The sequence below is a fragment of the Chryseobacterium sp. MYb264 genome (assembly GCF_035974275.1).
Taxonomy (GTDB): domain Bacteria; phylum Bacteroidota; class Bacteroidia; order Flavobacteriales; family Weeksellaceae; genus Chryseobacterium.
Window position 1 is genome coordinate 4,608,021 of sequence record NZ_CP142422.1, and the last position, 12,821, is coordinate 4,620,841.

Below are 12,821 nucleotides of genomic sequence, written 5' to 3' on the forward strand. Positions count from 1 at the left end.
TTTTTTCAGTATCAAATTTTTGAGGTTTAACGGGATTGATATTGCGCCACGCCTGCGATGTTTATAAAAGACGGAGTATAGATCGATTTCTCTATATTAATTTCAGGATTCTCTTCAAATTGACAGTGAAAATAGCCATTGCACCCTGCATTTGCATATTTTCAATACCATTTGCAATCGCCCTGTCGTAGCCGTGTACGTTTTTAAGCTCGCTGTTTTTGGCTTCGATTTTATAGCGGTGTTTCGATTTTTCTTTGTAATAATCGCTTTCCTGAAAAATCATTTGCTCCTTATGTAAGTCTGATTTTATGGAAACCGAATAAGTTTTAGATTTTGCTCCTTCTTTATAACATCCTTCTTTTAATGGGCAAACCTTGCATTTTTCAATATCAAAATAATAGGTATCCACTTGATTTCCGCCTACGTGTTTCTTCCCGCCACGAGCTTTGCGAATCGCCAAATGCCCTGCAGGACACACAAAACGGTCGGCATCTTTATTGTAATCAAAACGGTCTTCATCTTTTCGAAAACCCTGGGTGATGGAAGGATTAAGTCTGGCTACTATTTTAATATTTTGTTCGCCCGCAATTTTCAGATTTTCTTTTCCGCTGTAAGCAGCGTCACCAATGATGGCATCTACCTCCATCCCGTTGTCCTGGCTCATCTGCAGTAATTTTGGCAGTTCCGGGCCGTCGCCTTTTTCTCCCGAAGTTACCACGGCCGCCGTAATAATCCGCTCTTCGCTCATCGCCAAGTGCGTTTTGTATCCGAAAAAAGAACTGTCAGCCGATTTGTGACCCGTTTTAGCGTCGGCATCTTTTGAAAAAACCATCTGCTCCCCGGTGTCTCTCACTGTTTCCTTCAAAAGATTCAGCTTCTCCTTTACAGCAGGAATCTCCCTGATAGAAGCTTCGTTTTCAATGCGTTTTTCGAGTTCTCTGCAATAATCCAATTCTTTGTTTAAATCATTTTCAATATTTTTTGAGGGCATTTTAGTTTTAAATTCTTCATCAAACTGATAAACGGTCTTGCGAAGCAGTTTTGAGCGCTCCCGCAATACTTCTATCGTTGAAAAAGGATTGCTCATCGACAAGGTGTGAGTGGCATCTACAATGATGGATCTGGATTTGATGATGCCTTTTTCAATCGCAATACTCACGGTTTTACCAATGAGCAAGCTTAAAAGATCACTATCTTTCAAACGCAGTTTTCTGAATTTTGTAAGGGAACTGGGATTGATTACATCTTCTTCCGGAGTCATATCCAAGAAATATTTAAAGGACATATCATACCGGGAACGCTCTACCACATCTACATCAGAAACTGTATAAATACTTTTTAAAAGCAGGTATTTAAACATCCGTACCGGACTTTCAGCATTGCGACCATTGTTTAAGCAGTATTTGCTCAAAAGCTCATCATAGATGAAAGAAAAATCAATCAGCTCATTAATTTTTCTAAGAAGGTTTTCCTTCGGTACAATTAAATCATACAAACCGGAATAGGCACTCAACGGAAGTTTTTCTTGCTGTATTAACATTTGCTTTGCTATTGAAATTTACATTGAAGATAAAAAAATAAGCAAAACTTTTAAAGTTTTGCTTATTTTTTTTAATGAAGTTTACTTTTTCAGTGCCCTCTTATTGAGTCTCCTTTTTTTATATTAAATTGTAATAATTCCAAGCTGCTACAAAGATGCCTGCCGTTTCCGTTCGCAATCTTTGGTTTCCTAATGAAACTGCTTTCACATTATTTTCAGCCAAAAACAAAATTTCTTTTTCCGAAAAATCTCCTTCAGGACCAATAAAGAACGTTACATTTTCCAATGCTGGAATTTCTTTCAAATCAATTCTTTCTAAATTCTCATGACAGTGCGCCACAAAAGTTGTTTCTGAATCTATATTCTTCAGAAAATCCTGAATTTTAATAATATCATTAATAACAGGAAAATGAAATCTCAAACTTTGTTTTGAAGCGGCAACAGCTTGCTTTCTCAGTTTATCGATGTTGATATTTTTACGTTCTGTTTTTTCGGTTTGTAAAATGGTGATCTCAGAAATTCCCATTTCCACGGCTTTTTCTACAAAAAACTCAATACGGTCAATATTTTTCGTTGGAGCAATCGCAATATGAAGCTTTGAACTGAAATTTGGTAAATCTGTCTTTATTTCTGAAACTTCAATATTCGCCTTTTTTCCTTCAATCATTAATGTTCCGGAAGCCAGATTTCCTTTTCCGTCCGTTAAATGAATTTCCTCTCCATTTTTCATTCGAAGAACTTTTACAATGTGTTGCTGCTCTTCATCGTTAATGATTGCTTTTCCGTTATTTATTTCTCCAAAAAAAAGTTTCATAGGTAAAATATTTAGAATCTGCCTGGATTTTATTGATAAGTGATTGATTCTTAAAAATAAATTTCATTCTCGCTTAAAAATGCGACTCCGGTTTTTATTGTGGTGTAAATATCACCCTCGCAATCACGGTAGGTACACGCATAAATTTCTTCAACCCAAAGATTATTCAGGAAAATAAGATTCAGATATTCTTTTTTTCTTAAATTATTTTTAATTGACAGATAATCGCCTTCTTTTGGTTCATATTCAAAACTAAAAACGTTCTCTGAGTTTATTTTCTCAATAATTTCTTCCTTGATATTCTGAATAAATCCTGTTTCTGAGCCGATCATTTCAAAACTTTCGTCAAACTCGTCAGTAACTTCATTTTTCCCGGTTATCGTTTCTAAAACCCAGTAATATTTTGAATTTTTTTTAGAATGCTTTTCGAGTATTTTTTCTTCTAACAGTATTCTCATAAATCATATTTTGAAGTGGCAGAGGTTCTCAAATCGGTAAATTCTCCTCTTTCAAATTTCAATTGCGCCACCATGGCAATCATTGCAGCATTATCGGTTGTATATTCAAACTTAGGAATATAGATGTTCCAGCCTAGTTTTTCATGATTGTTCTGCATTACTTTTCGCAATTCAGAATTAGCAGAAACGCCGCCGGCAATGGCAACTTCTTTTACATTTAAATCTTTTGCCGCTTTTTCCAGTTTAGCCATTAAAATTTCAATAATGGTTTTTTGTACAGAAGCACAAAGATCAATTAAATTATTTTTAATAAAATCAGGGTCTTTTTTAACTTCTTTTTGTATAAAATATAATACAGAAGTCTTGATTCCACTGAAAGAATAATCGTAATTCTCTAATTTTGGTTTATTAAATTTAAAAGCATCCGGGTTTCCCTCTTTGGCCAGTCTGTCAATAATGGACCCTGCCGGATAATCTAAATCGAAGATTTTTCCGATTTTATCGAATGCTTCTCCTGCTGCATCATCAATGGTTTTACCAATGATTTCCATGTCGAAATAATCTTTCACCAAAACAATCATCGTATGCCCTCCGCTTACCGTAAGACATAAAAAAGGAAATTTGGGCGGCATAGGATTTGCATCCTCAATGAAATGCGCTAAAATATGCGCCTGGAGGTGGTTTACTTCAATTAACGGGACATCTAAACTCATAGCCAATGACTTAGCAAATGAGGTGCCCACAAGAAGTGAACCTAAAAGTCCGGGACCACGTGTAAATCCTATAGCAGAAATTGCATTTTGTTGTATATTTGCTTTGGTTAAAGATTTTTCAACAACGGGGATGATATTCTGCTGATGCGCGCGCGATGCCAGTTCAGGAACTACACCGCCATATTCTTTATGGATGGCCTGAGTCGCAGCGATATTCGAAAGAATAGAATTTCCCTTGATGATAGCTGCTGATGTATCGTCGCAGGACGATTCAATACCTAAAATTATAGAGTCGCTCATAATAATGGCAAAGTTAGAGAATAATAACGAGAATGAGAACAAAAAATCAGTAGCTGGTAACTTAGGGGATCAGGTACATAAGGCTGTGGAAAATGCTGAAGGGGTTGTAAAAGAGACTGTTAAAGGTGCGTCTGAGCTGGCATCAGATGCCATTCATCATCCCGTGGAAACAGCTGAAGAGTTTGGTAAACAGGCGATAAAAGATGTTACCAGCTATTCCTGGTGGGCTAAATTATTACTCATTCTTTTTTGGCTGGGATTTGGTCTTATCACAGCAATTATCATTATTATCAATCTTCCGATCACCAAACAATGGGCTGCCGATCAGGCTTTGCAATTGGTTAATCGAGATTTTAAGGCACAAATGTCTACCGAAAGTGTTGAGGTTAATTTTTTCGGGAATGTAAAGATCAAAGGGTTGAAAATAAAAGATAATAAAGGGCTTGATTTTATTACGGCTAAAGAATTTATTGCCAATTCAGATTGGTTTTCATTAGCAAAGAATGTTGGCAAAAACAACTCTTTAAGTTTTAATTCTTTAACCTTAAAAAATGCAGACGTAAAAGTAATCACTTATAAAGGTGACAGTATTTCCAACTTTATCCGTTTTACCCAGTTATTCGACAGTGGGAAAAAGCATGATCCGAATAAGCCTCCTTTTCAGTTAAATTCACGATTACAGATTCTTGATTCTAAGGTTTCTATTGTTAATTTAAACTCTCCCGGAGATAAAGGAGAATGGCTGACGGCAACAAATTTTAACCTGAAAGCGCCTAACGTAAAAGTAAACGGCGCCAATATCTCTGCCATCATCAATAATATGTCTTTCACCACAAAAAGGTGGGGTAAATCTCATTTGGTGGATACTTTTTCCACGGAATTATCCATGACGCCGGATTTTCTTTTTCTTAAAGATTTAACATTAAATACCGATCACTCGCTGTTGCAGGGAGATATTAAATTTAATCTTCATAAAGGTTCTTGGGCGGACTTTGCAGACCGTGTCCGTTGGGATATGAATCTTGAACAGGGAAGCCAATTGAGCGGGTATGACATCAGTTATTTTGTGACGAATTGGGATAATTTTATTCCTTTCAATGTGTCCGGAAAAATGACAGGCCCATTAAATAAATTTTCTCTCGAAAACTTCCATATCAGTAATCCAACGGTGAATATTGCCACCAAAACCATGAAGGTGAATAATTTACTGAAAGGTAATTTTTTGATTGAAACCAATAACCTGTCTGCGGATTTTACCTACAAAGATCTAAAAGCAATGATGCCGGCATTTATTTCTATCAAAATGAAAAATTTTGCGGATGATTTCGGTAAATTAAAATATAACGGTACGGCAAAAGTGAACCCTGAACAGGTGTATGTGGAAAACGGAAATTTGATGACGGGAATTGGTCAGGCGAAAATTACAAAATTCTCCCTGACAGATTACAGCACCGCTATTCCTAAATTTACGGGTCTCGCAGAAGTAAAAGATTTGAATACTTCGGTTATTACTAAAAATAAAACGGTAGGTCTTATTTCAGGAAGGTTTGACATCAACGGACAAAGTTTTGATGTCAACACCATGAAACTAACCACAAAATCTCAGATCACAAGCATCGAAATCATGGATAAAGAAATTAATAATCTTTATCTGGATGGTGTACTCGATCATAAAAAATACAACGGACTCATTACGATTAATGATGAACAGGCAAAAGCTGCGATTAAAGGTTTAATTGATTTCAGTACCTCACGAGTGGCAATGAATGTTGATGCGGATGTGAGTTATTTAAATATGAATTATTTTACCAATAAGCCGGGAAACCAAATCGTGAGCGGAAAAGTGGTTGGTAAAATGTCGATGTCTTCTATTAATGATTTAACGCTTGATGTGGAAGCCAATAGTTTAAATTTTGTAACGGCTACTCAAAAATATAATATTCCGAGTGCAAAGCTGAAGACTTTTGTGGAAGGAGGAAACCGAGTGATTGATGTGGATGCGCCGGGAGCTGCTAACGGGAAAATTTCAGGACGTTATAATCTTGCTGATTTAGCAGGAATGGTGGAAAATGGTTTAGGAAAAATTTTGGTAGGTCCACCGCCGAGAAAGCTCTACAGAGGGCAAAACTTTACGATGGGCTTTGATGTGGAGCAAGGTTTGGTTAATTATTTCTTACCAGATCTTCGAATTCCTAAAGGTGCAAAAGTAGAAGGTGAATACGACGGTAATTCAAATAATCTGATTCTTAATCTTGATGCTGCTGCGTTGAAATATATGATGACCAAAACTGAGGAAATCACCGAAGCAGATAAAGCGCTGGCTGCTGCCAATCCTGATTATAAGTTAAATGACAGGGAGAACATCAGCAAAGACAGTGCAATGGTAGACAGTGTTGTGGTTAGAATTAATACAGCAAATCTCAGTGAGCAGTTGTATGCTCGTGTAAGTAGGCTTCAGTACAATAAAAATATTATCAAAGATCTTGTGTTAAGCGGTAAGAATGAAGATAATTCCACGTTGCATTTATCGACAACATTTAAACACGGAAGTCCTGAAGATGAGCTTGAAGATAATCTTAAAGTGTATGCCATAAATGTAGATCAGTCCACCAATGAAATTGGAGATTACGTTTTCAGGTTTGAACCTACCGAGGTGAAATTGAATAATGTAACCTGGGCAATAGATACCAGTCCCACGCTTAATCATTCTATTACGTATCGTAAAAAAACTTCGGATTTTGATATTCACAATCTCCGGATCTATTCTGATAACAGTGCTCTGCTTATTAAAGATGCTCAGTTTAAATCGATCAAGGATTTCTATGTAGAGGCTGATATCGACAATTTTGCAATCGAGAAACTCATGGAAATGCAGTCTGGAGGAAATTCGATGAATATTAAAGGATTAGCCAACGGAACTGTGAAGATCCGAATGGATAAAAGTACGTTGCAGCCTTTGGTGGATATGACAATTGATGATATCATGATGAACGGAAATGATATGGGTGATATTACGATTTCTGCAACCAACGGTTTCTCTCTGAATGTATATGATATTGATGTAAAAGTAAGTTCTGCGGGTGTTTTAGGCAATAACAGCTTAAACTTAACAGGAACTGTAAATAACAATACAGCGACACCAACCATTGATCTTACGGCTGAAATGCGTGATTTCGATCTGGCGTTCACGCAGCAATTTGTACAGTCTATTTTCGGAAATTTACGAGGTAAGGCAACAGGAGATCTTAAAATTGCCGGAAAATTCAATGATCTTGATTATAGTGGAGATATTGGATTGAAAGGTTTTGGATTGAAACTGTTGTTTACTGGTGTGGATTATTCATTTGATGATACTGTCGTTCCTTTATCAAAAGGCCTGGCGATTCTTAATAATATTGAAGTTCACGACGGAAGATCCAATTCAAAAGGAAATATTTCTGGAGCTATTCAGTTTGAAACCCTTTCGTCGATGGGGGTCAATCTCGTGATGAGAGCAGATAATTTATTAATGTTGAATACCACGCAGAAAGATTCTGATCTGTTTTGGGGAAGAGTATATGGGCAGGGAGATCTTTACGTAGACGGCCCGGTTTCCGGATTGAATATTTCAACACCGAATATGAAGGCCCTGAACGGAAGTACATTTACCTTTAATTCAGGTTCAACGTCGAATGTTGAAGAATTTAAAATGCTGAGATTCCTTAAGGAAGGAAAAGACGGTTTGGTCACATTGGAAGAAAAGAAAAAGACAGGAGCTAATATGAATATCGATTTTAATCTGGATGTTGATAAAGGTACTACTGTAAATGTTTTAATCGGTGATGATGTAGGAAATATTACGGTGAAAGGGGTTGCTGATGATTTACGTTTCGTAATGAGCCGTCAGGGAAATATAGGAATGGGAGGAACGTATAAAGTGGAAAACGGAACTTTCGTTTCTAAAGCAATTCTTAATAAAACCTTCCAGATTGATAAAGGAAGCAGCATCCGTTGGGATGGCGATGCCATGAAACCCGCGCTTGACATCAAAGCTAATTATATAAGAATGGTTTCCAATGCAGGCCAGTATCTGAATATGGGAAGCCTGCAGCCTATTAGTATTCTTTTACAGGCTAATATCACCCAGTCTTTAATTGATCCTAAAGTTGACCTCAACGTCACTGCAATGGATGTGTCCAGTCAGATAAAAGAAACTTTGGCCGCCAAAATGAGTCAGGAAGGTGAAAAAGTACTTCAGTTTGGTTCTATTTTATTGTTAAACAGTTTTAATGTGTCTAATACAGGGGGCGTAGATATCGATGTGGCGGGTGTAGCAGAATCTTCGGGATATAATATCCTTTTAAAACAATTGGGATCTGTATTGAATACCATGAGTAACGAATTCCAAATCGATCTTAACTATGTAAAGGGGGATCAGTATTCCAATACAGGGGACAGAGCCAATGCAGGGATCAGCGTTGCGGTATCTCCGAGGATTAATGTGAAAACAGGTCTTGGAATCCCTTTAACGAAGACAGAAGCCACCGAAACCAATTATTTATCTGGAGAAGGGTCTATCGAATATGATGTTTCAAAAAAGAATGACGGAAGTTTAGTATTGCGGGGCTACTCAAAGCCAAGTAATATTGGAATGGGTATCACAGGAGCGGGAACAAACGGTTCTGCTAATCAAGCGTATGGCGGGGGTATTGTGTGGACGAAGAGCTTTAATTCTTTATTTAAGAAGAAGAAAGACAAAAAAAAGCCGGAATCTAAAAGTGAAATAAAAACAGATTCTACAAAATCAGGGGGTAAATAATCAGAATATTTTAATGATTTTTATCATCTGTGTTAATTATTGTTAATATTTGAGATATCTTTTTTAGTTAAATATTTTTTTATAAATTTGCAAAAAATACTTATATTTTTTAAGAAAATTGTAATTTAACTAATATGAACTATCAACTGGACGAAATAGACAAGAAGATTCTTGATTTCTTAGTAGAAAACACAAGAATGCCTTTTACTGAGATTGCTAAACAGATGGACGTATCTGCCGGAACAATCCACGTAAGAGTGAAGAAAATGGAGGATGCAGGTATTATTTTGGGATCATCTCTTAATATCGATTATGGTAAATTAGATTACCATTTTACAGCTTTCATAGGAATTCTTTTAACAAAATCAAACCGTACACAGGAGGTTTTAAAAGAGCTTACAAGTATTCCTAACGTAATTGAGGCGAGCGTAATTTCAGGGAAATACAATATTTTCTGTAAAGTAAGAGCTAAAAATACGGAAGATGCTAAAAGAATTATCTATCAGATAGATGATATTCAGGATGTCATGAGAACGGAAAGTATGATTTCTATGGAAGAATACTTAAGCGACAAAAACAGACTGATTAACGCTATTTCTATTTAATTCAAATTTTAAACGAATTATATAAAAGAACTTATGAAATCTCTCATAAGTTCTTTATTTTTGTAGTTATGGAAGAGTACAGTTATTTTGATGAAAATCCTAAGAAAGGATGGGGATTTATAGGCGCTTTTGCTGCGCTGATGCTGTTTACAATCATGGGATTGGGGATTGATGTGGATGAATATCTTCAGCACGACTTTTTAAACATCCCAAGAGGGTATTTTTACATTATTTTCTCTATTGATGCATTGATGATGCTTAGCCTGGTATTAATGCTTTTTTACAGAAAGATCGGGATCTTCACTTTCCCTGCTCTTTTGATATTGCATTTCTTTATGCACAGTTATTACTTATCTACATTCTTGTATACAGATGTTACCAACCTTTTCCTTTTTACAGGATTCGGAATGTTGGCGATTATCCCGAAGTGGAAGTTTTTTAAGTAGAAAATCGCTTTCACAAAGAGAGCGGTTAATCTATGGAAGAATATTTTTAAATACGGGTCATTTTCATATGAACCGGACACAGAAATCGGCGGGTAGACTGGAAATAGGGACAGATGCCGGAAGTTTAATGTACAATGTATAATGTAGTCGTGGTGAGCTTGTAGAAGTGTTATCCGTTATTTTTTAAGTTTAACTTTCTCCACCGGCCTATTTTTACATTTGCCTTTTTCTCTATTAAAAGCACTATCTTTAAATCTTGATGATCACAATTGATTTAAAATGAAAAAAAAGAGTGCCGTTTATTGCATTTTTTGTATGCTAATCCTGTTTTGCTCCCAATTCAGCGCGAAAAAGATGGATGGGGGGAAGATGGTCTTGATGAAGAGAAAGGCATATTTTTCAAGCAGAAAAACGGATACCATAAATCCCCGAAGTGATGAATACCGTTACCGGATTGATCATGAATTTAAAATTTACGACAGTATAACCATAGAGACAAAAGATCATGGAATATTGACGCTCAGCGTGATCCTCGACAAAAAAATACCTGCTCCTCAAAGTACGATTTTAATGAATACCATTTATGCTGATGTTAATAATATCAACGTCGGAAAGGAATGGGCGAAAAGAGGCTACGCTTCCGTAATTCTCAATACACGGGGCAAATACCTAAGCCCCGATACGGTACAGCCTTTTGAACATGAAGAAGAAGATATTAATGAGGCTATTGAGTGGATCATTCGCCAGCAATGGAGTGATGGAAAAGTAGGTATGATGGGGGGAAGTTATTCAGCTTTCAGCCAATGGGCAGCTGCAAAAAAGCTTCATGCCTCCCTGAAAACAATAGTCCCCCAGGCTGCGGTAGGTATCGGGACTATGGATTTTCCTATGCGAAATCATATCTTTTTTGCATATACCCTGCAATGGCTGAATCAGGTAATGAATAACAAAATGACGGATTACCGTGATTTTAATGATACCCGAAAATGGAATTCCGTTTACAAAAACTGGTATATAAGCGGCACATCGTTCCGGAAATTAGACTCCGTCAGCGGAAAACCGAATCCTGTTTTTCAAAAATGGCTCAATCATCCCGAGGAAGATGAATATTGGCAAAAAATGATTCCTTCCAGGACCGATTTTCGTACTGTAGATATTCCCATACTATCGATTACGGGATATTTCGACGCCAATAAATTAGGAGCCTTATATTATTTTAACCAACATTATCAATATCATGAAGATGCGGAACATTATTTAGTGATAGGTCCTTATGATCATCTTGGAGCACAAGGCATTATCAAAAAAGAGGTGAGGGGGTATAGGATAGATCCGGTGGCTCACGTAGATATTAACAAGCTCACGGTAGAATGGTTTGATTATATTTTAAAAGGAAAACCAAAACCCTCTTTTCTAAAAGATAAGGTGAATTATCAGGTAATGGGAACCAATGTTTGGAAACATATACATACCCTTGATGAGTTGGGAAAAAATAAACTCAAGCTTTACTTGGATCCTGAGCATGGTAGCCTTACAGCGTCTGCTTCAAAAAATGAACATGAAGAATTTTCCCCTTTTTCGGTGGATTACGGCAACAGATCAGATGTTGATGAGTTAATGGGGTTTAAGTATTTAATTGTTGATGACTCCCTGTATCGCCGCGATAATCTTATTTTTTCAACATCACCTTTTGAAAAAGCATTTGATTTTTCTGGGAATGCATCACTAACATTGGCTTTGAGCATGAATAAAAAAGATGCAGACCTGTACATCAATATCAACGAACTGATGCCTGACGGGAAATATTTTCAACTCTCAACCAATGTATGGCGAGCAAGCTATAAAAGCGGAAGTGAAAAAAGAGATTTTTTTACTCCTGATAAGAAAGAGATGATTACCGTAGAACTTAATGACTTCATCAGCAAAAAAATAGAAAAGGGAAGTCAGCTGCTTGTATCTATTGGCGCGGTAAAAAGTCCTTTCTGGCAAATCAATTATGGTTCGGGTAAGCCAGTGAATGATGAGTCTATCGAGGATGCGGGGGAACCTTTAAAAATAAAAGTATATACGGGAAGTTACCTTGAAATTCCCTATCATTTAGATTGAAAAATTTTTACGGATATCTTACGTCATTGCTATCTTTCAATAAAAAAAGCATCCAATTCGGATGCTTTCAATGTATATTTCAAAAGAAATTATTTATCTAAAATTCTTTTTACCGCTTCTTTTACCGCTTCAGAATCAATTTTATATTTCTTCATCAATTCAGCCGGAGTAGCAGATTCTCCGAAAGTATCGTTTACCGCAACGAATTCCTGTCTTGTTGGTCTTTTTCTTGCCAACATTCCAGCGATAGATTCACCTAAACCTCCAAGGTAGTTATGCTCTTCCGCAGAAACAATCTTACCAGTTTTTTCAACTGATTTTAAGATGATTTCTTCGTCCAAAGGTTTAATTGTGTGGATATTGATCACTTCACAAGAAATACCTTCTTTTTCAAGCTCATCAGCTGCTACAAGAGATTCCCAGACAAGGTGACCTGTTGCAACGATGGTTACGTCAGTACCTTCCTGAAGTAGAATTCCTTTTCCGATCTCGAAAGGCATATCTTCCGGAATGAAAACGGGAACAACCGGTCTTCCGAATCTTAAATATACCGGACCTTCGTGCTCAGCAATAGCTAAAGTTGCCGCTTTTGTTTGGTTATAATCACAAGTATTGATTACCGTCATTCCTGGAAGCATTTTCATCATTCCGATGTCTTCCAAAACCTGGTGAGTTGCCCCATCTTCACCCAAAGTAAGACCTGCGTGAGAAGCACATATTTTTACATTTTTATTAGAATACGCTACCGACTGACGAATCTGGTCGTACACTCTTGAAGTAGAGAAGTTAGCAAAAGTTCCTGTAAAAGGAATTTTTCCCGTAATGCTAAGACCTGCAGCCAAACCAATCATATTGGCTTCTGCAATACCCACCTGGAAGAATCTTTCCGGTGCTTTTTCAATGAATTTTTCCATTTTTAAAGAACCGATAAGGTCTGCGCAAAGTGCTACAACATTAGGATTTTTGTCAGCAAGTTCAGCTAATCCCGCTCCGAATCCTGAACGTGTATCCTTTTTTTCTGTATATGTATATTTCATTATT

The 12,821-nt window shown here is 36.8% G+C and carries 9 protein-coding genes; 4 read left to right on the forward strand and 5 right to left on the reverse strand.

Going from position 1 to position 12,821, the window contains the following annotated elements:
- Positions 1 to 91: 91 nt before the first annotated feature.
- From VUJ46_RS20155 to tsaD, 4 genes are all read right to left on the reverse strand, one after another.
- Positions 92 to 1,540 (reverse strand): IS1182 family transposase, encoded by a 1,449-nt coding sequence (locus VUJ46_RS20155; RefSeq protein WP_326980898.1) that lies wholly within the window; start codon positions 1,538 to 1,540, stop codon positions 92 to 94.
- 118 nt (positions 1,541 to 1,658) lie between these two features.
- The gene (locus VUJ46_RS20160; protein ID WP_326982467.1) at positions 1,659 to 2,354 is read right to left on the reverse strand and encodes an RsmE family RNA methyltransferase; all 696 of its coding nucleotides are present in this window, start codon (positions 2,352 to 2,354) and stop codon (positions 1,659 to 1,661) included.
- A 50-nt stretch (positions 2,355 to 2,404) separates the two neighbouring features.
- Positions 2,405 to 2,812, reverse strand: a complete 408-nt coding sequence (locus VUJ46_RS20165; protein WP_326982468.1) for a hypothetical protein — start codon at positions 2,810 to 2,812, stop codon at positions 2,405 to 2,407.
- Complete coding sequence (gene tsaD, locus VUJ46_RS20170) at positions 2,809 to 3,825, reverse strand: tRNA (adenosine(37)-N6)-threonylcarbamoyltransferase complex transferase subunit TsaD (RefSeq protein WP_326982469.1); 1,017 nt, start codon at positions 3,823 to 3,825, stop codon at positions 2,809 to 2,811. Before tsaD ends, VUJ46_RS20165 begins: the two co-directional genes overlap by 4 nt.
- 4 nt (positions 3,826 to 3,829) lie before the next feature.
- On the opposite strand from tsaD, the gene VUJ46_RS20175 reads away from it, so the two are divergent.
- The 4 genes from VUJ46_RS20175 (at position 3,830) to VUJ46_RS20190 (ending at position 11,780) form a co-directional block, all read left to right on the forward strand.
- Positions 3,830 to 8,623 carry a translocation/assembly module TamB gene (locus tag VUJ46_RS20175; RefSeq protein WP_326982470.1) on the forward strand — a complete coding sequence of 1,598 codons (4,794 nt, stop codon included), beginning with the start codon at positions 3,830 to 3,832 and terminating at the stop codon, positions 8,621 to 8,623.
- Positions 8,624 to 8,757: 134 nt separating this feature from the next.
- Entirely contained in the window at positions 8,758 to 9,228 is a 471-nt protein-coding gene (locus VUJ46_RS20180; RefSeq protein WP_042723244.1) for an Lrp/AsnC family transcriptional regulator, read from the forward strand.
- A gap of 68 nt (positions 9,229 to 9,296) precedes the next feature.
- A complete protein-coding gene (locus tag VUJ46_RS20185) occupies positions 9,297 to 9,674 on the forward strand; it encodes a hypothetical protein (RefSeq protein WP_326982471.1) in 378 nt (125 codons plus the stop codon).
- A 378-nt stretch (positions 9,675 to 10,052) separates the two neighbouring features.
- A complete protein-coding gene (locus tag VUJ46_RS20190; protein WP_326982472.1) occupies positions 10,053 to 11,780 on the forward strand; it encodes a CocE/NonD family hydrolase in 1,728 nt (575 codons plus the stop codon).
- 89 nt (positions 11,781 to 11,869) lie between these two features.
- On the opposite strand, the gene VUJ46_RS20195 is transcribed toward VUJ46_RS20190, so the two are convergent.
- On the reverse strand, positions 11,870 to 12,817 hold the full coding sequence (locus tag VUJ46_RS20195) for a transketolase family protein (RefSeq protein ID WP_326982473.1): 948 nt from the start codon (positions 12,815 to 12,817) through the stop codon (positions 11,870 to 11,872).
- Positions 12,818 to 12,821: the final 4 nt, after the last annotated feature.

Coding starts and splice junctions, on each gene's coding strand:
- VUJ46_RS20155 (WP_326980898.1), bottom strand. CDS start 1,540: ATGTTAATACAGCAAGAAAAACTTCCGTTGAGTGCCTATTCCGGTTTG.
- tsaD (WP_326982469.1), bottom strand. CDS start 3,825: ATGAGCGACTCTATAATTTTAGGTATTGAATCGTCCTGCGACGATACA.
- VUJ46_RS20165 (WP_326982468.1), bottom strand. CDS start 2,812: ATGAGAATACTGTTAGAAGAAAAAATACTCGAAAAGCATTCTAAAAAA.
- VUJ46_RS20195 (WP_326982473.1), bottom strand. CDS start 12,817: ATGAAATATACATATACAGAAAAAAAGGATACACGTTCAGGATTCGGA.
- VUJ46_RS20190 (WP_326982472.1), top strand. CDS start 10,053: ATGAAGAGAAAGGCATATTTTTCAAGCAGAAAAACGGATACCATAAAT.
- VUJ46_RS20185 (WP_326982471.1), top strand. CDS start 9,297: ATGGAAGAGTACAGTTATTTTGATGAAAATCCTAAGAAAGGATGGGGA.
- VUJ46_RS20180 (WP_042723244.1), top strand. CDS start 8,758: ATGAACTATCAACTGGACGAAATAGACAAGAAGATTCTTGATTTCTTA.
- VUJ46_RS20175 (WP_326982470.1), top strand. CDS start 3,830: ATGGCAAAGTTAGAGAATAATAACGAGAATGAGAACAAAAAATCAGTA.
- VUJ46_RS20160 (WP_326982467.1), bottom strand. CDS start 2,354: ATGAAACTTTTTTTTGGAGAAATAAATAACGGAAAAGCAATCATTAAC.